Source organism: Pseudomonas sp. GW822-FHT04H02 (genome assembly GCF_058800645.1).
Genome location: NZ_JBXAMM010000001.1, coordinates 290,227 through 309,351, shown reverse-complemented (window position 1 = coordinate 309,351; position 19,125 = coordinate 290,227). Strand labels below are relative to the sequence as shown.

22 protein-coding genes are annotated in these 19,125 nt (G+C 67.2%); 10 read left to right on the top strand and 12 right to left on the bottom strand.

Features of this window, described 5'->3' with window-relative positions:
* The first annotated feature begins 375 nt into the window (after positions 1–375).
* Positions 376–717 carry a DUF6124 family protein gene (locus AC1RMG_RS01515; protein WP_053157594.1) on the top strand — a complete coding sequence of 114 codons (342 nt, stop codon included), beginning with the start codon at positions 376–378 and terminating at the stop codon, positions 715–717.
* A 52-nt stretch (positions 718–769) separates the two neighbouring features.
* Here AC1RMG_RS01515 and mnmH read toward each other — a convergent pair whose 3' ends face one another.
* From mnmH to AC1RMG_RS01500, 3 genes are read right to left on the bottom strand one after another with little or no spacing between them, the layout of a single operon-like run.
* Positions 770–1,870, bottom strand: coding sequence for a tRNA 2-selenouridine(34) synthase MnmH (mnmH, locus tag AC1RMG_RS01510; RefSeq protein WP_493168093.1), 1,101 nt, complete (start codon positions 1,868–1,870; stop codon positions 770–772).
* Positions 1,870–2,904, bottom strand: a complete 1,035-nt coding sequence (selD, locus tag AC1RMG_RS01505) for a selenide, water dikinase SelD (RefSeq protein WP_015635068.1) — start codon at positions 2,902–2,904, stop codon at positions 1,870–1,872. Before selD ends, mnmH begins: the two co-directional genes overlap by 1 nt.
* Before the next feature lie 43 nt (positions 2,905–2,947).
* Positions 2,948–3,349, bottom strand: coding sequence for a nuclear transport factor 2 family protein (locus tag AC1RMG_RS01500; RefSeq protein WP_493168091.1), 402 nt, complete (start codon positions 3,347–3,349; stop codon positions 2,948–2,950).
* A 262-nt stretch (positions 3,350–3,611) separates the two neighbouring features.
* On the opposite strand from AC1RMG_RS01500, the gene AC1RMG_RS01495 reads away from it, so the two are divergent.
* Entirely contained in the window at positions 3,612–4,568 is a 957-nt protein-coding gene (locus AC1RMG_RS01495; RefSeq protein WP_015635066.1) for a nucleoside-specific channel-forming protein Tsx, read from the top strand.
* Between the two features lie 87 nt (positions 4,569–4,655).
* The gene (locus tag AC1RMG_RS01490) at positions 4,656–5,684 is read left to right on the top strand and encodes a purine-nucleoside phosphorylase (RefSeq protein ID WP_493168089.1); all 1,029 of its coding nucleotides are present in this window, start codon (positions 4,656–4,658) and stop codon (positions 5,682–5,684) included.
* 377 nt (positions 5,685–6,061) lie between these two features.
* On the opposite strand, the gene AC1RMG_RS01485 is transcribed toward AC1RMG_RS01490, so the two are convergent.
* The 3 genes from AC1RMG_RS01485 to AC1RMG_RS01475 all read right to left on the bottom strand — a co-directional run bounded on the left by AC1RMG_RS01485 (position 6,062) and on the right by AC1RMG_RS01475 (position 8,417).
* The gene (locus AC1RMG_RS01485; RefSeq protein ID WP_053157584.1) at positions 6,062–7,018 is read right to left on the bottom strand and encodes a quinone oxidoreductase family protein; all 957 of its coding nucleotides are present in this window, start codon (positions 7,016–7,018) and stop codon (positions 6,062–6,064) included.
* 41 nt (positions 7,019–7,059) lie between these two features.
* The gene (locus AC1RMG_RS01480; protein WP_493168087.1) at positions 7,060–7,233 is read right to left on the bottom strand and encodes a DUF1427 family protein; all 174 of its coding nucleotides are present in this window, start codon (positions 7,231–7,233) and stop codon (positions 7,060–7,062) included.
* Between the two features lie 410 nt (positions 7,234–7,643).
* The gene (locus tag AC1RMG_RS01475) at positions 7,644–8,417 is read right to left on the bottom strand and encodes an AraC family transcriptional regulator (RefSeq protein ID WP_041117284.1); all 774 of its coding nucleotides are present in this window, start codon (positions 8,415–8,417) and stop codon (positions 7,644–7,646) included.
* Positions 8,418–8,641: 224 nt separating this feature from the next.
* On the opposite strand from AC1RMG_RS01475, the gene AC1RMG_RS01470 reads away from it, so the two are divergent.
* Positions 8,642–8,869, top strand: coding sequence for a DUF6555 family protein (locus AC1RMG_RS01470; RefSeq protein ID WP_011060569.1), 228 nt, complete (start codon positions 8,642–8,644; stop codon positions 8,867–8,869).
* Positions 8,870–8,918: 49 nt separating this feature from the next.
* Here the strand turns inward: AC1RMG_RS01470 and AC1RMG_RS01465 are convergent, their stop codons facing one another.
* Together AC1RMG_RS01465 and glcC are read right to left on the bottom strand one after the other, a co-directional pair.
* Positions 8,919–9,089: a metallothionein gene (locus AC1RMG_RS01465; RefSeq protein ID WP_041117282.1), complete on the bottom strand. Its 171-nt coding sequence runs from the start codon at positions 9,087–9,089 to the stop codon at positions 8,919–8,921.
* Between the two features lie 132 nt (positions 9,090–9,221).
* Complete coding sequence (gene glcC, locus AC1RMG_RS01460; protein ID WP_041117280.1) at positions 9,222–9,989, bottom strand: transcriptional regulator GlcC; 768 nt, start codon at positions 9,987–9,989, stop codon at positions 9,222–9,224.
* A 231-nt stretch (positions 9,990–10,220) separates the two neighbouring features.
* On the opposite strand from glcC, the gene glcD reads away from it, so the two are divergent.
* From glcD to AC1RMG_RS01440, 4 genes are read left to right on the top strand one after another with little or no spacing between them, the layout of a single operon-like run.
* On the top strand, positions 10,221–11,720 hold the full coding sequence (gene glcD / locus AC1RMG_RS01455; RefSeq protein WP_041117278.1) for a glycolate oxidase subunit GlcD: 1,500 nt from the start codon (positions 10,221–10,223) through the stop codon (positions 11,718–11,720).
* Positions 11,720–12,784 (top strand): glycolate oxidase subunit GlcE, encoded by a 1,065-nt coding sequence (gene glcE, locus AC1RMG_RS01450; protein WP_410037522.1) that lies wholly within the window; start codon positions 11,720–11,722, stop codon positions 12,782–12,784. Before glcD ends, glcE begins: the two co-directional genes overlap by 1 nt.
* A 3-nt stretch (positions 12,785–12,787) precedes the next feature.
* Positions 12,788–14,005: a glycolate oxidase subunit GlcF gene (gene glcF, locus AC1RMG_RS01445; protein WP_041117273.1), complete on the top strand. Its 1,218-nt coding sequence runs from the start codon at positions 12,788–12,790 to the stop codon at positions 14,003–14,005.
* A gap of 23 nt (positions 14,006–14,028) precedes the next feature.
* Entirely contained in the window at positions 14,029–14,436 is a 408-nt protein-coding gene (locus AC1RMG_RS01440; protein WP_493168083.1) for a heme-binding protein, read from the top strand.
* Positions 14,437–14,443: 7 nt separating this feature from the next.
* Here AC1RMG_RS01440 and AC1RMG_RS01435 read toward each other — a convergent pair whose 3' ends face one another.
* Both AC1RMG_RS01435 and AC1RMG_RS01430 read right to left on the bottom strand, forming a co-directional pair.
* Positions 14,444–14,896, bottom strand: a complete 453-nt coding sequence (locus AC1RMG_RS01435) for a DMT family transporter (protein WP_493168080.1) — start codon at positions 14,894–14,896, stop codon at positions 14,444–14,446.
* A 2-nt stretch (positions 14,897–14,898) separates the two neighbouring features.
* Positions 14,899–15,402, bottom strand: a complete 504-nt coding sequence (locus tag AC1RMG_RS01430) for a DMT family transporter (protein ID WP_015635054.1) — start codon at positions 15,400–15,402, stop codon at positions 14,899–14,901.
* 113 nt (positions 15,403–15,515) lie between these two features.
* Between AC1RMG_RS01430 and AC1RMG_RS01425 the strand changes: the two genes are divergently transcribed.
* Positions 15,516–16,460 carry a LysR family transcriptional regulator gene (locus AC1RMG_RS01425; RefSeq protein WP_493168078.1) on the top strand — a complete coding sequence of 315 codons (945 nt, stop codon included), beginning with the start codon at positions 15,516–15,518 and terminating at the stop codon, positions 16,458–16,460.
* Positions 16,461–16,640: 180 nt separating this feature from the next.
* Here AC1RMG_RS01425 and AC1RMG_RS01420 read toward each other — a convergent pair whose 3' ends face one another.
* Positions 16,641–17,939 (bottom strand): Nramp family divalent metal transporter, encoded by a 1,299-nt coding sequence (locus AC1RMG_RS01420; protein WP_161467262.1) that lies wholly within the window; start codon positions 17,937–17,939, stop codon positions 16,641–16,643.
* Positions 17,940–18,117: 178 nt separating this feature from the next.
* On the opposite strand from AC1RMG_RS01420, the gene AC1RMG_RS01415 reads away from it, so the two are divergent.
* Positions 18,118–18,573 (top strand): thiol-disulfide oxidoreductase DCC family protein, encoded by a 456-nt coding sequence (locus AC1RMG_RS01415; RefSeq protein WP_493168076.1) that lies wholly within the window; start codon positions 18,118–18,120, stop codon positions 18,571–18,573.
* 18 nt (positions 18,574–18,591) lie between these two features.
* Here the strand turns inward: AC1RMG_RS01415 and AC1RMG_RS01410 are convergent, their stop codons facing one another.
* Positions 18,592–19,119 (bottom strand): DUF3833 domain-containing protein, encoded by a 528-nt coding sequence (locus tag AC1RMG_RS01410; RefSeq protein ID WP_493168074.1) that lies wholly within the window; start codon positions 19,117–19,119, stop codon positions 18,592–18,594.
* Positions 19,120–19,125 lie beyond the last annotated feature (6 nt).

Here is a 19,125-nt window from a genome sequence, read left to right as displayed (position 1 = left end):
ACATTGGTCAGGGAATGCCGCTCCCGAAACCAGAGTTTTCGCTTTGTTTTGTAAGGCTTGTCCGAGAGAATCGCCAACGCCTTTGAGCGGCTTGTGCCCTTGGTGTTCGTCAGGCAGTCTCCCCCGGTCGCTGCACAATCAGCGACTCGGATGTGGAAGTCCGGAAGGGTCATAGGTACAACGCTTCAACGCGCCTGCCGACGCTTTGCGCCTGCGGAGACGTGTTATGGCGGCCATGCGTGGGGCACCTTCGGGTGCGCCGGGTTTTGGGTACCAAAAGACTCCCCGGTCTTCCACACCCACGCACGGCTGCCACCCTCTCGTGTGGAAGCGAGACCGGCGGCTCTACTTAACCTTAGAGTCGTAGGTACCCCAATGAAAAAGCTCGTCCCCGATCCACCCCGCCCACTGCGCGACCCCGAACTGGATCGCGCCAACGCCAACCTGCTCAGCGCACTGAAACCTACCCAGGCACGCCCGTTCGGCCTGCGCGATGCCCTGGGCAATACCCTGTTCAGCGTGCAAGCCGGAGTCAACGCCGAAGAGGCCTTGAGGCACGTCGCCCTGCTGCTCAAGTGCGCCGAGGAGGTGTCCGATGAAATCACCGAGCGCGCCAGCGGCATCGAACGCGGCCTGATCTGGTCCATGGTGCATTCCGTGGAAATGGCCCGGGCCGTGGTCGAGGCCTTGCTCGACCGTCCACGCCCTGCCGGCTGACGCCCGCGCACACCGCGCGCTCAGGTGCTGCGAGCGCGCGGATTATTGAGCGCTAGCGCGATGGCGGCTGGCGCTGGCGCAGGTAATTGAGCACGGCGCCGTGCTCGCCGCTGAACTCGATCCGCGCGCCCTTGCTCTCGCGCTGGAAGGCGTACATCGGGTCGTAGTATTCACCCAGCAAGCCTTCGATCCAGGCCCGGTGCAGCTCCACGTCACCGCTGCGGGCCTGTTCCGCCAGCGCGGCTTCCATCAGCAGGAACAGCCGCTGGTGACGCTCGCCACCGAGGCGCTTGTGGATCTTGTTCAGGCTTTCCAGCAGGCGCTCGGCGAACAGCGCGAAGCCCTGTTCGCCATGCACCGCCACAAACTCGGCGCAGAGGTTGACCACGTAGTCGTCGAGGATCCTTTGCACCCGGTTGGCCAGGCGGTCCTCCAGCCAGACCATGGGCAAGCCCTGCATGCTCTGGTACAGCGGCAGCGGCAAGGCGCAACTGCCGATCATGCGGTTCTCGTCTTCCAGGACAAAGCTCTGCACGCCGCGCTCACGCTTTTTCAGCAGGTCCACCGCCAGGCAGTTTTCGAAGTCGATGTTGCTCGGCTGGCCGGTGGCGCGGCGGCCGAAGCTGGAGCCGCGGTGGTTGGCGTGGCCTTCCAGGTCCAGGGCGTTGTCCAGCTGGCCCAGCACTTGGGTCTTGCCGGTGCCGGTCATGCCCCCCAGGAGGACGAAATCGCACTGCTGCAGGGCCTGTTCGGTGGTGTCCAGAAGGAAGGTACGCATGGCCTTGTAACCGCCACCAACCCGCGGGTAGTCAATGCCCGCTTCCCTGAGCCACTGCTGGACGATCTGCGAGCGCAGGCCGCCACGGAAGCAGTACAGCAGGCCGTCGGGATGGGCTCGGGCGAAATCGGCCCAGGCCTGGACGCGCTGCTCCTTGATCGCGCCGGACACCAGTTGATGCCCCAGGACAATCGCCGCCTGCTGGCCCTGCTGCTTGTAGCAGGTGCCGACCCGTTGGCGCTCCTGGTCGGTCATCAGGGGCAAGTTGAGCACCCCGGGAAAGGCGCCCTTGGTGAATTCGATCGGCGCGCGGGTGTCCATCATCGGCCGGTCGTTGAGGAAGATCTCGCGGTAGTCGGTGCAGTCCAGAGACATCAGAACACCTCGACCGCGTGGCTCTGTCGCTCTACCAGCTCGCCAATCGGCGCCAGTTCCAGGCCCAGTTCCGCCGCCAGGGCCAGGAATTCGGCATTGCCTTGCGGGGTTACCGCCACCAGCAGCCCGCCACTGGTCTGCGGGTCGCAGAGCACGCGCTTGTGCAGTTCCTGCACTCGCCCGACCTTGTCGGCGTAGCTGCTGTAGTTGCGCAAGGTGCCACCGGGCACACAGCCCTGGTCCAGGTAGTATTCGACCCCCGGCAGGCGCGGTACGCGGTCGTAGTGAATGCGCGCGGTCAGGCCACTGCCGTCGGCCATTTCCACCAGGTGCCCGAGCAGGCCGAAACCGGTGACGTCGGTCATCGCGGTCACCCCTTCGAGCTTGCCGAAACGGCTGCCGGGCTTGTTCAGGGTGCACATCCAGTCCCGGGCCAGGCCGATGTCGGCGCTGCGCAGCTTGCCCTTTTTCTCGGCGGTGGTGAGCACGCCGATGCCCAGGGGCTTGGTCAGGTACAGCAGGCAACCGGCGGTGGCGGTGTCGTTGCGCTTCATGAAGCGCTTTTCCACCAGCCCGGTGACCGCCAGGCCGAAGATCGGCTCCGGCGCATCGATGGAGTGCCCGCCCGCAAGAGGAATGCCCGCGGCGTCGCACACCGCGCGGCCGCCGCGGATCACCTCCCGGGCGATTTCCGGGGCCAGCACGTTCACCGGCCAGCCGAGAATGGCAATCGCCATCAGCGGGTCGCCGCCCATGGCGTAGATGTCGCTGATGGCGTTGGTGGCGGCGATGCGGCCGAAGTCGAAGGGGTCGTCGACGATAGGCATGAAGAAGTCGGTGGTGGAGACCACGCCGCGCTCTTCATCGATGGCGTACACCGCCGCGTCATCGCGCGAGGCGTTGCCGACCCAGAGCTTGGGGTCGAGGTTCTGCGCCCCGCTGCCGGCCAGGATCACCTCCAGTACCTGGGGGGAAATCTTGCAGCCGCAACCGGCTCCGTGGCTGTACTGGGTCAGGCGAATCGGCTCGCTCATGGGGCACCTCGTCAAGTCTGGGACCGGGATTCTAGCAGAGCCCTCAGGCACTTGGCCGCGGCGTGCCCTGATGGAACAGCATCTGCCAGCGCCCCTCCTGGCAGCGCCACAGCGAGCTGCGCCAGGCACTGCTGGCCGCCCGCCCGGGCGCTGCGGCGTTATGGCACAGGTAGGTGACCTGGGCCAGGTCGGGCGCCAGGCGCTGCACGGCGAATTCGCTGATACGCCGTTCGATGAACACCTGCTGCGGCAGGCTGGCCAGCACCTGGGCCTTGTCCCAGCGCCCGCCGCTGGCGCCGAACTCAAGAAAGTCATCGGCCAGCAAGGCCTCCAGCGCCTGGCGATCGGCACGCACTTCGGCCTGTTGCAACTGGCGTTCAAGCATCAGCAGGTGGTCGGACAGCTCCATGGTCACTCCCGAGGTGGTGGCGGGTAAGTGGCGCACTCTAGCATTGCGCGCCTGCACCAGCGCCGGGCCTGGGGGCCGGGCATTGCCCAGGCCTGCAGCGCCCGGCCCTCCCCGCCATCGGCACGCACCCCGCCCCAAGCGCCAATCCCGCGGCCATTCACGCCTTTGTCGCAAGCCGCTGTTTCAAGTTGGTACGCCATATGCAAACGTTTGCGAGTTGTAATTTTGTGGGTGTTCGCCGCCTTCTTTCGAAGTGTCGAGCACAAGGGACTTCACACTGCAAGAACAGGGACTTTCCATGCTCAACCCTCTGCGACGCCATGCGTCCTGCCGTACCCTGGCTGTTTCGTTGTGGCTGGCCGGCGTTACGGGTCTACCCAGCGCCTTCGCCCAGCCCCCCGCCGCCCCGGCGGACGACTCGGCCCAGGGCGAAAGCCTGAGCGCCGATGTGCAACCGGCCAAACAGGGCGCCTACCTCTCCGACTGGTACAACCAGGACCTGATGCTCATCGGCAGCAAGGACATCAGCTTCGGCCCGCGCCCGGCAGACGACATCTACCTGGAATACGAATACTTCGGGCGCAAGGGCCCCTTCGAGCTGTACGGCTACATCGACCTGCCGAAGATCCTCGACATCGGCAACAGCCACGACAAGGGCATCTGGGACCACGGCTCGCCGCTGTTCATGGAGCACGAGCCGCGAATCTCCATCGACTACCTGGCCGGCCGCAGCCTGGCCATCGGCCCGTTCAAGGAGTGGTACGTGGCCTTCGACTGGATCTACGACCACGGCAGCCGCACCGCCAACCGGGCCAACACCCTGTACAGCGGCCTGGGCACCGACATCGACACCCATTCGCGGGTCAACCTCTCGGCCAACTTCTACGGCCGCTACCAGTGGGAAAACTACGGCGCCAGCAACGAATACTCCTGGGACGGCTACCGCGCCCAGCTGAAATACATCGTGCCCATCGACAGCTTCAGCAACGGTGCCTCGCTGACCTACATCGGCTTCACCAACTTCGATTTCGGCTCCGACCTGCACAAGGACAACCCGGCCCGCACCGCCAATGCCACGGTGGCCACCAACGTGCTGCTCTATTCCTTCACCCACCTGCGCTTCACCCTGGTGGGCCGCTACTTCCACAACGGCGGCAACTGGGAGGATGGCAGCGTGCTGAATTTCGGCGACGGCGAATTCCGCGCCCGCTCCAATGGCTGGGGCTATTACGCCGGGGTTGGCTATCAGTTTTAAAGCAGCGGCAAGACAAGAACGGGTGCGATGAGTTGCAACCTGGATCAGGCAGGATAAGCGCCGGTTAACGGCAGTCATGGAGGTTGTATGCGTGGGATTCAAAAGATTTCGTGGGGACTGGGCTTGAGTGTTGCGCTCGCCGGCGGCGCCTGGGCCGATGAGGCGCCGATCAAGCCAAAGGTGGTGCTGATCAGCATGTTCGCGCCGGAAGCGCAGCACTGGATCGAGCGCCTGGAGCTCAAGCGCGAGATTCGCGTGCCGGGGCTGGCGGCGGAGTACCCGAGCATTCGCTGCAATGACCGGGACGTGTGCCTGTTGACCACCGGCATGGGCCAGACCAACGCCGCGGCGTCAACCCTGGCGCTGGCCCTGTCGCCGAAGTTCGACCTGCGCAAAAGCTATTTCCTGATTGCCGGGATCGCCGGCATCAGCCCGCACCAGGGCACCATCGGCACGGCCGCCTGGGCTCATTACCTGGTGGAGTTCGGCACCCAATGGGAACTCGACTCCCGGGATGCGCCCAAGGACTGGCCCACCGGCTACCTGGGGATCAACACCAAGGGCCCCAACGAAAAACCGCCCCTGGACTACAAGACCGAAGTCTTCGAGCTGAACCCCAAGCTCCAGGCCAAGGCCTTCGCCCTGAGCCGCAACGTGGCCCTGAGCGAGAGCAAGGAGTCGGCGGCCTGGCGCCTGAAATACCCCAAGGCCCCGGCCAACCAGCCACCGGTGGTGACCCGCTGCGACACCCTGGCGGGCAACACCTGGTTTTCCGGCACCCGCCTGAGCGAACGCGCGGAGGTCTGGACCCGCTTGCTGACCGACAACAAAGGCACCTATTGCACCACCCAGCAGGAAGACAACTCCACCTACGAAGCCTTGCTGCGGGCCAGCCGCGAGGGCCTGCTGGACATCCAGCGCCTGGCGGTGGTGCGCGCCGGTTCCGACTTCGACCGCCCGGCCCCGGGGGCCAGCGAAGTGGACAACCTGCTCAAGTACGCCGACCAGGGCGGCTTTGTCCCGGCCCTGGAAAACCTCTACCGGGCGGGCAACCCCCTGGTGCAGGACATCCTCGGCAACTGGTCGGCCTGGGAAAAGGGCGTGCCCGAGACCTGATTTCTCTCCCGGGAGCGGCCAGGCGGCGTTCCGCTTGCCGGCGATGGAGGTCTCAAGGCCCTCTTCGCCAGCAAGCTGGCTCCTACGCAGGACACACAGCGCGCGCATCCCCCGTAGGAGCCGGCTTGCCGGCGAAAGCGATCTCAAGGGCCTATTCGCCAGCAAGCTGGCTCCTACACAGGACACACGGCGCACGCATCCCCCGTAGGAGCCGGCTTGCCGGCGAAGGCGATCTCTGGGCCCTCTTCGCCAGCAAGCTGGCTCCTACACAGGACACGCAGCGCACGCATCCCCCGTAGGAGCCGGCTTGCCGGCGAAAGCGATCTCAAGGCCCCTTCGCCAGCAAGCTGGCTCCTACGCAGGGATGGCCGCTGCGCTCAGGGGATGAGGATGATTTTTTCGCCGCGCCCCTGGTTCACTTCGGCATAACGCTCCAGCCCCCGCTCCAGCGGCGATTCCACCAGGCCTTCCGGCAGCGGCAGCAGGCCTTCATCGAAATAGCGGCCGAACTGCTCCAGCATCGCCGCGCACGCCTCTACGCCATACAACAGCGAGTTGATCCCCACCACCGAGCCACCCTTGCGGTACAGCGCCAGGGCCGGCAGTTGCACATGGCCGTCCACCGGGGCGGCGATGATGGCGATGCGGCCAAAGGTGGCCAGGGCCGGCACCGAGGCCGGCAGCCAGAAGCCGGTGGTGTCGAAGATCACCTCGGCACCGCCGGCATAGACTTCGGCCACCTGGGCCGCCAGGGTTTCCGGCTGCTGCAGGTGCAGGGTCGGGTAGCCCTGGGCTTCAAGCGCCTGGACCTGCTCCACCCGGCGCGCCGCCGCCAGCACCCGGGCCCCGCGCACCTTGGCCAGGGCCAGGGCCGCCGAGGCCACCGCGCCGCCGCCGATCACCAGCAGCCGGGTGCCACGGGCTACGCCACTGCGCTCAAGGGCATCCCAGGCCGTGGTGTAGGGCACCCCGAGGCTTGCGGCCTGGGCAAAGCTCAGGTGCCGTGGCTTGCGGGCCACGCCCTGGGCGGACAGCACCACGTACTGGGCATGGCTGCCGTCGGCGAAGAAGCCCAGCTCCTTACCGGTGCCCCAGACTTCCTGGCCCAGCAGTTGCGCCGGCCCCTGCTCCACCACCCCGGCAAAGTCCCGCCCGGGCACCCGCGGCAGTGTGGTGTAGGGAAAGCGCCCGAGGACGTTCTTCACATCACTGGGGTTGAGGCCCGCGGCCTTGATGCGCACCAGCACCTGGCCAGCACCCGGCACCGGGGTGGGCAGGTCCACTACGTGCAGGGCCGCGAGGTCGCCGGTGGCGGAAAATTGCAGTGCTTTCATCGTCGGTTCCATGAGTCGGGGGAGAAAGGAAAAATGCCTGTTCAGGACAGCCATCTGCCGAGCAACTGGCGCCCCAGGGGCCACAACTGCTCACCGCCGAGCATGCCCAAGAGGCCGACCAGGGCGATTGCCGGCGGCGCCGGAGAACGCACCTGCAAGGCGCCGTAAAGCAGGCCGACCAACAGGCCGGCGGCCAGGGAAATCAGGTAGTTCATGCTGCGCTCCAGAGGCCGTGCGGCTCATGCCGGGGTGAAGTGGCGTGTGCGGCACAGTCTAGGTGGCACGGTCCCGCGGCATCGGCCAAGTGCTTCAGGATTTCGGCCAATGCCGAAACCCTGGCGGTCGCTTGGCTGGCGTCCGCCTGATGCACATCCGGCGCTCTCCGGATCTTCACGTCTCCTGCGACGGAGTGCCGCCCAGAGCGTTCGTCCGAACGCGGCCCGAGCCTGCGGCAGCGGCTACACGACGCCAGGCAGTCCCTGTAGCCGCTGCTGAGCCTGCGAAGCTGCGAAAAGGACCGAAGGGCCTTGCTTGGCGATATCCCGACGAACCTATGGCGGCTTTGAGATTGCCGCGTCTGCTATGGAGCCGTTCGTCCGAACGCGGCCCGAGCCTGTGGCAGCGGCTACACCTGGCTGGCGCTGGCGTACTGGGAAGGCGCGACCCCCAGTTCCCGGCGGAACATGTCGCTGAAGCTGCTGGGGGAATAACCCAGCTCTCGGGCAATGCGGCTCACCGGTACACCCTGGATCAGCTCCGCGGCAGCGGTGGCCAGTTGCACCTGGCGCCGCCATTCGGCAAAGCCCACGCCCAACTGCTCCTTGAACAGCCGCGCCAGGGTGCGCACGCTGGCCCCCGCCGCATCGGCGTGCTGTTCAAAGGAGATGGCCAGGGACGGCGCCGCCATCACCGCCTGGCACAGGCTGCCCAGGCGCCGGTCGGAGGCGTCCGGCAGGGCTATCTTCAATTGCGAGCGGCGAGCCCGGCGCAGTTCCAGCAGGGCCAGCCCCACCAGCGCCTCGTAGTACTCCGGCTGCGGCGGGTCGAGTTCCACCAGGCGCACGATCAATTCGCGCAGCAGGTTGTCCACCTGCAGCACCTGGACGCTGGGGTCCAGGGTCGCCGCCAGGGACGGGCGCAGGTAGATGTTGCGCATCTGCAGGTCGCTGACCACGCGAATCCCGTGGCTCACCCCCGGCGGCAACCACACCGCGCGCTGGGGCGGCACCACCAGGGCTTCATGGGGCGTCTCGACCCACATCACCCCGCTCATGGCGTAGAGCAACTGGCCCCAATCGTGTTCATGGGGCTCGATGAACAAGCCCCGCGGATAGGTGCGGGCCAGGGGTTGCACCGGGATCGCGGGGTCGCTGAGGTCGGGGGGTGCGGCTAGGGCCATGGCAAGGTCGCAGCAGGTCGGCGGGCGCCCATGGTAACCAGCCCCCCGGGGCGCCGCCAACCGCTACCGCGCCCATCCGGATGAAGGCCTGGGCGCCGCTCGGGAATCCATTCGGATAGAGCGGCTGGCGGCCCATGACCGTCGGTAGCCCGGACGGACAATCAGAGTGAATTTTTCCGCCGCGCCAGGATCACTAAAAGATCACAGGGAGGAACAAAGGCTTTATGAACAACGCAAAACTTTTCGTCATCGAATACACCCTCCACGGCGCCCCCAAGTCCTTCATCATCCGCCAGGAAAAGATGGACAACGCCGAGGCCTGGCACTGGGCCAGTTGCGACGCTGGAGTGGGTCGGATAGGACGTTTCGGCCGCGAACGGGTGAAGAAGACCAGCAAGCCCATGGCCGAAAAGTTCGGTATCGAAAACGTCACCTGGCGCCCTTCGGTCTAGGACGCAGCAACGCGGGTGGAGCCGCACGGCCCCACCCGCCGAACCCCTCTCAGCCGTGGGCGCCCTTGGCGCATTTGCAGCCTTCGGTGGAAGCGCAAGGCTCGCCGTGGGCGTGATGGTCGGCACACGCCTGGCAGCAGTAGTGCTTGCCGTGACGGACGATGGCATGGGCGCCCAGCTTGCAGGTGCAGGCCGGGCAGGCACAGGTTTCAGTAGACATGGCATGGCTCCTCGGGTTCAAGGCTCGGCCCTTTGGGCAGGCGCTTGATCGAGCGCCCCGCTCGGGCCGAGTCCCCACAGGTTAGGCCAAGACACCGCCCGGCCAGGGCGCACGCGACTGATGGTCGGCCCCTCACTCCCAGCCCTGCAAACGCAAGGTAGCGCGCACCAGCCGCTGTTCTTCGTCCTCGATGTCCCTGAGGTTGCGGGCAATGCCCTGGATATGCGCCAGCGCCGCCTTGCGCGCCTGTTCCGGCAGGCGCCCGGTGACTGCGTTGTACAGCCGCGCATGCTGGCGGTCGATCTGGCGCTTGGGCGCCGGGCGGTGATAGAGGTTGTTGACCGAGGCGAACACCGAGTTCAGCAGCAGGTCGGTGAGCGAGCCCAGGGTCTGCACCAGCACCGGGTTGTGCGAGGCCTCGCAGATCGCCAGGTGAAAGGCGTGGTCCAGGCGCGCCAGGGCGGCGGGCTCCAGGGCCTGTTCATGGGCCTGCAGCAGGGCCTGGTAGGCGCGCTCGATCAGCACGAAATCCGCTTCGGTGCCGCGCAGGGCCGCCAGCCGCGCCGACTCGCCTTCAAGCAGGCTGCGCACTTCCAGCAGGTCGTAGAGGGTGCGGGGCTGGGAGCTGAACAGATGCATCAGCGGCGACTGCGCCGCCGGGGCCGACAGTTGCGCCACCTGGGAGCCGCGGCCCTGTCGAGTGTCGATGATGCCCCGCGCCCGCAGCAGTTTCAGGCCCTCGCGCAGGGCCGTGCGCGAAACCCCGAGCTTGGCCGTCAGGCGCCGTTCCGAGGGCAGCAACTGGCCGGTCTTGAATACCCCGTCGACGATCAGCCGCTCGATCCGTGCACAGACCAGGTCCGCCACCTGGGGCCGACGCCCCGCTTGCGTGTCCTGCATGCTTCCTCCCACTGGTATGACCAGCCCTGTACCATTTGTCCGGCTATTCCTGCGCGCCCGCCAAACTTTTGAAAAACCTGATCTTTCGGAAAAACCCCGGCCTGTCCTGGAAAACAAAGTGGTTCGACCACTGCCAACGCACATGGACACTAAAGCCCGCCGGGCCAATCATGCAAGGCAGCCGTACAGCATTCGCGACCTGATAAAAACCACACAAGGTCCTTAGCCGCCATGACGATTCTCTACGACGAACGCCTCGATGGCGCCCTGCCCGACGTCGACCGCCAGGCCCTGATCCAGGCCCTGCGCCAGCAGCTACCGGAGCTGGAGCTGCTGGACCAGGAGCAACAGCTCAAACCCTACGAATGCGATGGCCTGAGCGCCTACCGCAGCACGCCGATGCTGGTGGCCCTGCCCCGGCACCTGGACCAGGTGCAGCGCATCCTGCAGATCTGCCACGCCCACCGGGTGCCGGTGGTGGCCCGGGGCGCCGGCACGGGCCTGTCCGGTGGCGCCCTGCCCCTGGAAAAGGGCCTGCTGCTGGTGATGGCGCGCTTCAAGGAAATCCTCCAGATCGACCCCGCCGCCCGTTGCGCCCGGCTCCAGCCCGGGGTGCGCAACCTGGCGATCTCCCAGGCCGCCGCGCCTTGGGGCCTGTACTACGCTCCCGACCCCTCTTCGCAGATCGCCTGTTCGATTGGCGGCAATGTCGCGGAAAACGCCGGCGGCGTGCATTGCCTGAAATACGGCCTGACCGTGCACAACCTGCTCAAGGTCCAGATGCTCAGCGTCGAGGGCCAGCCCCTGACCCTGGGCAGCGAGGCCCTGGACGCGCCGGGCTTCGACCTGCTGGCGCTGTTCACCGGCTCCGAAGGCCTGCTGGGGGTGATCACCGAAGTCACGGTCAAGCTGCTGCCCAAGCCGCAGATCGCCAAGGTGCTGCTGGCGGCCTTCGACTCGGTGGAAGCCGCCGGCCGCGCCGTGGCCGACATCATTGCCGCGGGCATCATCCCCGGCGGCCTGGAGATGATGGACAACCTGGCGATCCGCGCCGCCGAGGATTTCATCCATGCCGGCTACCCGGTGGACGCCGAGGCCATCCTGCTGTGCGAGCTGGACGGCGTGGAAGCCGATGTCCACGACGATTGCGAGCGGGTGCGCCAGGTGCTGGAACGGGCCGGCGCCAGCGAGGTGCGCCTGGCCCGGGACGAGGCCGAGCGCGTGCGTTTCTGGGCCGGGCGCAAGAACGCCTTCCCGGCGGTGGGGCGCTTGTCCCCGGACTACTACTGCATGGACGGCACCATTCCCCGCCGCGAGCTGCCGGGGGTGCTGCGGGGCATCGCCCGCCTGGCCGACGAACACCAGCTGCGGGTGGCCAACGTGTTCCATGCCGGCGACGGCAACATGCACCCCTTGATCCTGTTCGACGCCAACCAGCCCGGCGAGCTTGAGCGGGCCGAGGCCCTGGGGGGCAAGATCCTCGAACTGTGCGTGGCGGTGGGCGGCAGCATCACCGGCGAACACGGGGTGGGCCGGGAGAAAATCAACCAGATGTGCGCCCAGTTCAACCACCACGAGCTGACCCTGTTCCACGCCATCAAGGCGGCCTTCGACCCCAGCGGCCTGCTCAACCCGGGGAAAAACATCCCGACCCTGCACCGCTGCGCCGAATTTGGCGCCATGCACATCCACCACGGGCAACTGCCCTTCCCCGAACTGGAGCGATTCTGATGAACGTGGCCAGCGATTTCGACGCCGCCAAGACCTTGCTGGAACAGGTGCGCGATGCCTTGGCGAGCGACACCGCGCTGCGCATCCAGGGCTCCAACAGCAAGGCCTTTCTCGGCCGCGAGAGTGCCGGGGAAATACTCGATACCCGCAGCCATCGCGGCATCGTCAGCTACGACCCCACAGAGCTGGTGATCAGCGCCCGGGCCGGCACGCCGCTCGCCGAGCTGCACGCCACCCTGGACGCCGCCGGGCAGATGCTGCCCTGCGAACCGCCGTCCTTCGGCGCCGGCGCCACCCTGGGCGGCATGCTCGCCAGCGGCCTGTCCGGGCCGCGCCGGCCCTGGGCCGGGGCGGTGCGCGATTTCGTCCTCGGCACCCGGGTCATCAGCGGCAGCGGCCAGCACCTGCGCTTTGGCGGCGAAGTGATGAAGAACGTCGCCGGCTATGACCTGTCGCGGCTGATGGCCGGCAGCTACGGCTGCCTGGGGCTGGTCACCGAGGTCTCGCTGAAGGTCCTGCCCAAGCCCCGGCAATGCCTGAGCCTGAGCCTGGAAATGGACCGCCAGCGGGCCCTCGCCCAGCTTGCCGAATGGGGCCAGCAGCCCTTGCCCATCAGCGCCGCCTGCCATGACGGCGAACGCCTGCACCTGCGCCTGGAGGGCGGTGAAGGCTCGGTGGCGGCGGCCCATGACCGGCTCGGCGGCGAGCCCCTGGATTCGGGCTACTGGGCCTTGCTCAACGAGCAGCAACTGGATTTTTTCAACCCCGGCCTGCCGCTGTGGCGCCTGTCGGTGCCGCACAACACCCCGCTGCTGCCCCTGCCCGGCGAACAACTGCTGGACTGGGGCGGCGCCCAGCGCTGGCTGAAGACCGATGCCACGGCCGCCGACATCCGCGCCGTTGTCAGCGCCGTTGGCGGCCACGCCAGTTGCTACAGCCACGGCCTGCTGGACAGCCCGTTCCAGCCCCTGGCGCCGACCCTGCTGCACTACCACCAGCGCCTCAAGGCCCAACTGGACCCGCAAGGGATCTTCAACCCCGGCCGACTCTACGCGGAGCTCTAGACCATGCAGACCACCCTCAGCCCCGAGGCCCGGCAACTGCCCCGGGCCGCCGAAGCCGAGCGCATCCTGCGCAGTTGCGTGCATTGCGGCTTCTGCAACGCCACCTGCCCCACCTACCAGTTGCAGGGCGATGAGCTGGACGGCCCGCGGGGGCGCATCTACCTGATCAAGCAGGTGCTCGAAGGCGCCCCGGCCACCGCCCAGACGCAGCAGCACCTGGACCGCTGCCTGTCGTGCCGCAACTGCGAAAGCACCTGCCCTTCCGGGGTCGACTACCACAACCTGCTGGACATCGGCCGCGCCGCGGTGGATGCCGCCCTGCCCCGGCCCGCCGGCCAACAATTGTTGCGCCGCGGCCTGCGGGCGCTGAGCGCCAACCCGCAGCTGTTCAAGGCCCTGATCCATGGCGGCAGCCGCCTGCGCCCGCTGCTGCCCCAGGCCCTGCAGGACAAGCTGCCGCGCCAGGTGCCCAGCGCCAAACCGCGTCCGCCCCTGCGCCATGCACGGCGCGTGCTGCTGCTCGAAGGCTGCGTGCAGCCGGGGCTGTCACCCAATACCAACGCCGCCGCAGCGCGGGTCCTGGATCGCCTGGGCATCAGCGTGCAACCGGTCAGCGAGGCCGGCTGCTGCGGCGCGGTGGACTATCACCTGGATGCCCAGCAAGCCGGTCTGCAGCGCGCCCGGCGCAATATCGACGCCTGGTGGCCGCACCTGCAACTGGGGGCCGAAGCCATCGTCCAGACCGCCAGCGGCTGCGGCGCCTTCATCAAGGATTACCAGCACCTGCTGGCCCATGACCCGGCCTACCGCAGCAAGGCCCAGCGCGTCAGTGCCCTGGCCCGGGACCTGGTGGAAGTGCTGCGGGACGAACCCCTGGAACAGCTCGGCGCCCACAGCGACCAGCGCCTGGCCTTCCACTGCCCCTGCACCCTGCAGCACGCGCAGAAGCTCGGCGGTGCCGTGGAAAGCCTGCTGCAACGCCTGGGCTTTCACCTCACCGCGGTGCCCGACAGCCACCTGTGTTGCGGTTCGGCGGGCACCTATTCGCTGACCCAGCCGGCGCTGGCGCGGCAATTGCGGGACGACAAGCTGCAGGCCCTGGAAAGCGGCCAGCCGGACCTCATTGCCACCGCCAACATCGGCTGCCAGAGCCACCTCGACGGCGCCGGCCGGACCCCGGTACGGCACTGGATCGAAGTGCTGGAAGCCGCCCTGCCCTGAACCTCACGCCCCTGGAGCTCGCCATGCAGCACAAAGCCGTACTGGGTCAAGACGAAGCCCGCCGCATCCTCGCCGCCGCCCGCGCCGAGGCCCAGCGCCATCGGTGGGCGGTGAGCATCGCCGTGGTCGACGACGGCGGCCATCCCCTGGCCCTGGAGCGCCTCGACGGCTGCGCGCCGATCAGTGCCTATATCGCCACCGAAAAGGCCCGCACCGCGGCCCTCGGCCGGCGCGAAACCAAGGCCTACGAGGACATGATCAATGGCGGGCGCAGCGCCTTTCTCTCGGCGCCGCTGCTCACCTCCCTGGAAGGCGGCGTGCCGATCCGCGTCGGCGGCCAGGTGGTCGGCGCGGTGGGGGTTTCCGGGGTCAAGTCCGGTGAAGACGCCCAGGTGGCACTGGCTGGCGCCGCGTGCCTGGAGCGCGATTGAAGCGGGTTCAGGCGCGGCGCACGCTGCTGCGGTACATGAACAGCAGCGCCAGGGCCAGGCACAGCATCGCCAGCAGGCGGCTGGGCGACAGTTCGATGGCCGGGTTGCCGAACCAGCCGAAGTTGTCGATCAGCATGCCCATGCCCAACTGCCCGAGAATCACCGCCACCGTGGCCACCGCAGTGCCGACCCGGGGCACGGCCCCCACCATCACCAGCATGTAGACCACGCCGAACAACGCGCCGGTCAGTTGCCATTTCGGCGCCTGCAGCAGGCTCATGGCCTGGGGCGGCTGGAAAAACACGATCAGCAGCGCGGTGATCAGGGCACCCACGGCAAAGGTCAGCAGGCTGCTGCGCAACACACCGACGCTTTCCCCCAGGCGGCCATTGATCGCCGCCTGCACACTCAGCACCGCACCGGCGGCCACCACCACAACCAGCAATAGAAACAGATTCATCTTCAACCTCGGGCAATCAGGATCAGGGCCAGCACAATCAGCGCCAGGGCCAGCCAGCGTTCGGCATTGACCGGCTTGCGGGCGCTGCCGAACCAGCCGAAATGGTCGATCAACACGCTTTTGCCCACCTGCCCGGAAAGGATCGCGATCATGGTCATGGCAATGCCGATATGGGGCGTGGCCAACGTCAGCACCACCACGTAGATCGGCCCCAGCACCCCGCCCAGCAACTGCCAGCGCGGCAACTGGCTGAAGGCCGGGCCGGGCTGCGGGCCGCTGAACAACAGCAGCAGCAACAGCAGCGCCGTGCCCACGCCGAAGATGCTCAGGGTCGCCCACAGATGGCCCACCTGGCTCCCCAGCGGGCCCAGCAGACCGGCCTCCACCGACAGGCCCATGCCCGCCAGGATCACCAGCGGCAACAGCATCAGACGCTGCCAGCCGGCAGCGGGTACAGCGTTCGCCACCGGGTTGGGCAGCGGTACTTCTATGGTTTCAGAGGACATGCAACACCTGCTCGACATCAAGGAATGGCCGGCATTATCGATTGCGCAAGCTTTGCGATAAATGGGAGCATGCCGACAACACCTTTGCGCAAAACGCACAGCAGGATCGACCCATGCACGGCTTCAACGACCTCGGTTTCAAGGCCCTGCGCCTATTTATCGCCGTGCTCGACCAGGGCAGTTTTTCTGCCGTGGCGCGCCGCGAGGGGCTGGCGCCCTCGTCCATTTCACGGCAGATCCAACTGATGGAACAGGCCCTGGGCCAGCAGTTGCTCTACCGCCACACCCGCGCCGTCAGCCCCACCGAGGCCGGGCGCCTGTTGGGGCACCACGCGCGGCGGGTGCTGGCGCAGTGGGAGGAAGCCGAACAGGCGTTGCAGGAACAGCAAGACGAGCCGGCCGGGCTGGTGCGGATCAACGCCCCGGTGGTCTTTGGCCAGCGCCACCTGTCGCCCTGGCTCGGTGAACTGCACGGGCGCTACCCGAAGCTGCAGCTGGATATCCAGCAGACCGACCGCTACATCGACCCCTTGCAGGACGGCACTGACCTGCTGTTTCGCATCGGCACCCTGGAAGACTCCTCGATGCAGGCGCGCCTGCTGGCCCCGCAGCGCTACCGGGTAGCGGCCAGCCCGGCGTACCTGGCCCGGCACGGCACCCCGCAGCACCCGGAGCAACTGCAGCGGCACCAGTGCCTGGCCTACAAGGGCGAGACTGGCCAGCAGCGCTGGTTCTTCCGCCAGGGCCAGGCAGACTGGACGCCCTACAGCGTCAAGGGCCCGCTGACCGGCAACCACGCCGACACCCTGACCCAGGCCGCCGAACAGGGCCTGGGGCTGGTGATGTTCCCTTCCTGGCTGATTGGCGAAGCCCTGCACCAGGGCCGGCTGGTGGCGCTGTTCGAAGACTTCGACGTGGCCACCAGCCTCGAACCGCAACAGATCGCCGCCCTCTGGCCCGGCAGCCGACGGCTGTCAGTGAAAGTGCGCACGGTGATCGACTTCTTCGTCGAGAAATTCGGCCCCGAGCCCTACTGGGACCGCCGCCCCGCCCCGTAGGAGCTGGCTTGCCAGCGAAGGCGGCAGCAAGGCTTGTGCAGGATCCAAGGGCCCCTTCGCCGGCAAGCCGGCTCCTACAAGAGCACGCAATTCACCCGCCCCGTAGGAGCTGGCTTGCCAGCGAAGGCAGCGGCAAGACTTGTGCAGAGTCCAAGGGCCCCTTCGCCGGCAAGCCGGCTCCTACAGGGCCATTTGCAGGATCAGCCAGGCATTGGCCGCGCTGATGATGGCGAACAGGCTCCAGGCGAGGATCCGGGTCGGCCAGCGGTTGACGAACTCGCCCATCAGGCGCCGGTCGTTGGTCATGCGGATCAGCGGGTACAGGGCGAACGGCAGTTGCAGGCTGAGCACCACCTGGCTCAGCACCAGCAACTGGCCCACGGCGCCGTCACCCAGCAGCCAGACGCCGATGAACGCCGGGATCAGGGCCAGCCCACGGGTAATCAGGCGCCGCTGCCAGCAGGGAATCCGCAGGTTCAGGTAACCCTCCATGATCACTTGCCCGGCAATGGTCCCGGTGAAGGTCGAGCTCTGCCCCGAAGCCAGCAGCGCCACGCCGAACAGCACGCTGGCCAGGGCCCCGCCCACCAGCGGGTCGAGCAGGTGGTAGGCGTCCTGGATCTCCACCACATCGCTGTGGCCGGTGTTGTGGAAGGCCGCGGCGGCGAGGATCAGGATCGCCGCGTTCACCAGCAGCGCCAGGGCCAGCGAGCCGATGGTGTCGATCCGCGCCAGCTTGATGGCGTCGGCGCGGCTGGCGCGGTCGTTGCCCACCAGCCGGGTTTGCACGACGGAGGTGTGCAGGTAGAGGTTGTGGGGCATGACCGTGGCGCCGAGGATGCCGATGGCCAGGTACAGCGGCGCGGCGTCGCCGATGGCCGAGAGCGAGGGTACAAAGCCCCGGGCCACGTCCGGCCAGTAGGGCTTGATCAGCAGCAGCTCGATGAAGAAGCACACGCCAATGGTCGCCACCAGCGCCAGCATGATCGCCTCCAGCCGGCGGAAGCCGCGGTTCTGCAGGGCCAGCACCAGCAGGGTGTCGAAGGCGGTGATGACGATCCCGGTGCTCAGGGACACCCCCAGCAGCAGGTGGAACGCCAGGGCGCAGCCCAGCACTTCGGCCAGGTCGGTGGCGATGATCGAAACCTCTGCCAGCAGCCACTGGGTGCGCGCCGAACGGGTGCTGTAGCGCTCGCGGCAGAGCTGGGCCAGGTCGCGCCCGGTGGCGATCCCCAGGCGTGAACACAGGCACTGCACCGCCATCCCCGCCAGGCTCGCCAGCAGTACCACGAACAGCAGGTTGTAGCCGTAGCGCGAGCCGGCCTCGATGGCCGTGGCCCAGTTGCCGGGGTCCATGTAGCCGATGGAAATCAGCAGCCCGGGGCCGGCAAAGCGCAGCAGGCGGCGCCACAGGGAAGCGCCGGGGTCGACGGCGACGGAACCCGCCACCTCCGGCGGGCAAAAGGGCGCGGTGGCGATTTTCGGCAAGCTGAATTTCACGGATATTTCCCAGGCGGATTGGCGCAGGGGCCCAGCTTAGACGTTTCAATGCGGGCACCCAAGCCTGAATTTACCCCGCCAAGGCGAGTATGCTGCGCAGGTTGTGCCCTGCGCCGAACCCTTCGGCAGTGGGTATTTTCTGGCCCAAGGTAGCCCTGTGAACAGCACTGCGACGCCCCCCGAACCTCTGCCCCCTTTCCTGCAACCCGGCGACCGGGTCCTGCTGTTCGATGGCGTGTGCAAGCTGTGCAATGCCTCGGTGCGCTTCGTCATCCGCCACGACAGCCAGCGGCGGATCAAGCTGGCCTCGGTGCAATCGCCCCAGGGCCAGGCGCTGCTGGCCTGGTTCGGCCTGTCCACCGAGCAGTTCGACAGCGTGGTGCTGATCGAGGAAGGCCGGCTGTCCCAGCGCTCCGATGCGTTTATCCGCCTGATGGCGCAACTGCCGGCGCCCTGGCGCTGGCTGCGGCTGTTGCGCGGGGTTCCCCGGCCGCTGCGGGATTGGGTCTACGACCTTATTGCGCGCAATCGCTATCGGTTGTTCGGCCGTCTCGACGTCTGTTTACTGCCGAGCCCGGATCACCAGGGGCGCTTTCTCGACGACCCGTCCTGAGGCCGCGACCCGGCCCGATCAGCCGGGCTGACGCCGGAAGAACAGCGTCACCTGCCCGAGCTCGAAGCCGAACTTGGTCATGTAGGAACGATTGGCCAGGGTGTTTTCGTCCAACAGGTACATCCAGTCGTCGAAGTGCACCTGGTAGGTCTTGCCATCCACCGGCAGGTTGAGCACGTAGCGCCAGCGCAGGGCATTGCCGGCGACCTCACCCCGGGCCTCGCCGATCACATCGTCGGCGGTCCCGCGCCACAGGCCGGCCCCCGCGGGGACCAGGGTCCATACCCGGGTCTGGCGGGTGCCGTCGCTGTAGGTGAAGTCTTCGTGCATGATGAATTTCTCGCCTTCGCTGCGGCTGTCGATCTGCACATGAAAGCGCTTGATCACCTCGCCGGAGCGCTTCTGGAACAGGCCCCAGGCCTCGACACGACCCTTGAAGAACTGCCGCAGTTCCAGCTCGGGCTTCTGGTCACGGTACTGCTTGACGTCGGTGTCGCTGCATGCGACCAGGCCGAGGCACAGCACTAGCAAGTATTGCTTGAGCATGGAATA

Coding starts and splice junctions, on each gene's coding strand:
- AC1RMG_RS01425 (WP_493168078.1), top strand. CDS start 15,516: ATGCACGGCTTCAACGACCTCGGTTTCAAGGCCCTGCGCCTATTTATC.
- AC1RMG_RS01465 (WP_041117282.1), bottom strand. CDS start 9,089: ATGTCTACTGAAACCTGTGCCTGCCCGGCCTGCACCTGCAAGCTGGGC.
- AC1RMG_RS01470 (WP_011060569.1), top strand. CDS start 8,642: ATGAACAACGCAAAACTTTTCGTCATCGAATACACCCTCCACGGCGCC.
- AC1RMG_RS01475 (WP_041117284.1), bottom strand. CDS start 8,417: ATGGCCCTAGCCGCACCCCCCGACCTCAGCGACCCCGCGATCCCGGTG.
- glcE (WP_410037522.1), top strand. CDS start 11,720: ATGAACGTGGCCAGCGATTTCGACGCCGCCAAGACCTTGCTGGAACAG.
- glcF (WP_041117273.1), top strand. CDS start 12,788: ATGCAGACCACCCTCAGCCCCGAGGCCCGGCAACTGCCCCGGGCCGCC.
- selD (WP_015635068.1), bottom strand. CDS start 2,904: ATGAGCGAGCCGATTCGCCTGACCCAGTACAGCCACGGAGCCGGTTGC.
- AC1RMG_RS01430 (WP_015635054.1), bottom strand. CDS start 15,402: ATGTCCTCTGAAACCATAGAAGTACCGCTGCCCAACCCGGTGGCGAAC.
- AC1RMG_RS01485 (WP_053157584.1), bottom strand. CDS start 7,018: ATGAAAGCACTGCAATTTTCCGCCACCGGCGACCTCGCGGCCCTGCAC.
- glcD (WP_041117278.1), top strand. CDS start 10,221: ATGACGATTCTCTACGACGAACGCCTCGATGGCGCCCTGCCCGACGTC.
- AC1RMG_RS01515 (WP_053157594.1), top strand. CDS start 376: ATGAAAAAGCTCGTCCCCGATCCACCCCGCCCACTGCGCGACCCCGAA.
- AC1RMG_RS01410 (WP_493168074.1), bottom strand. CDS start 19,119: ATGCTCAAGCAATACTTGCTAGTGCTGTGCCTCGGCCTGGTCGCATGC.
- AC1RMG_RS01490 (WP_493168089.1), top strand. CDS start 4,656: ATGCGTGGGATTCAAAAGATTTCGTGGGGACTGGGCTTGAGTGTTGCG.
- AC1RMG_RS01440 (WP_493168083.1), top strand. CDS start 14,029: ATGCAGCACAAAGCCGTACTGGGTCAAGACGAAGCCCGCCGCATCCTC.
- AC1RMG_RS01435 (WP_493168080.1), bottom strand. CDS start 14,896: ATGAATCTGTTTCTATTGCTGGTTGTGGTGGTGGCCGCCGGTGCGGTG.
- AC1RMG_RS01495 (WP_015635066.1), top strand. CDS start 3,612: ATGCTCAACCCTCTGCGACGCCATGCGTCCTGCCGTACCCTGGCTGTT.
- glcC (WP_041117280.1), bottom strand. CDS start 9,989: ATGCAGGACACGCAAGCGGGGCGTCGGCCCCAGGTGGCGGACCTGGTC.
- mnmH (WP_493168093.1), bottom strand. CDS start 1,870: ATGTCTCTGGACTGCACCGACTACCGCGAGATCTTCCTCAACGACCGG.
- AC1RMG_RS01480 (WP_493168087.1), bottom strand. CDS start 7,233: ATGAACTACCTGATTTCCCTGGCCGCCGGCCTGTTGGTCGGCCTGCTT.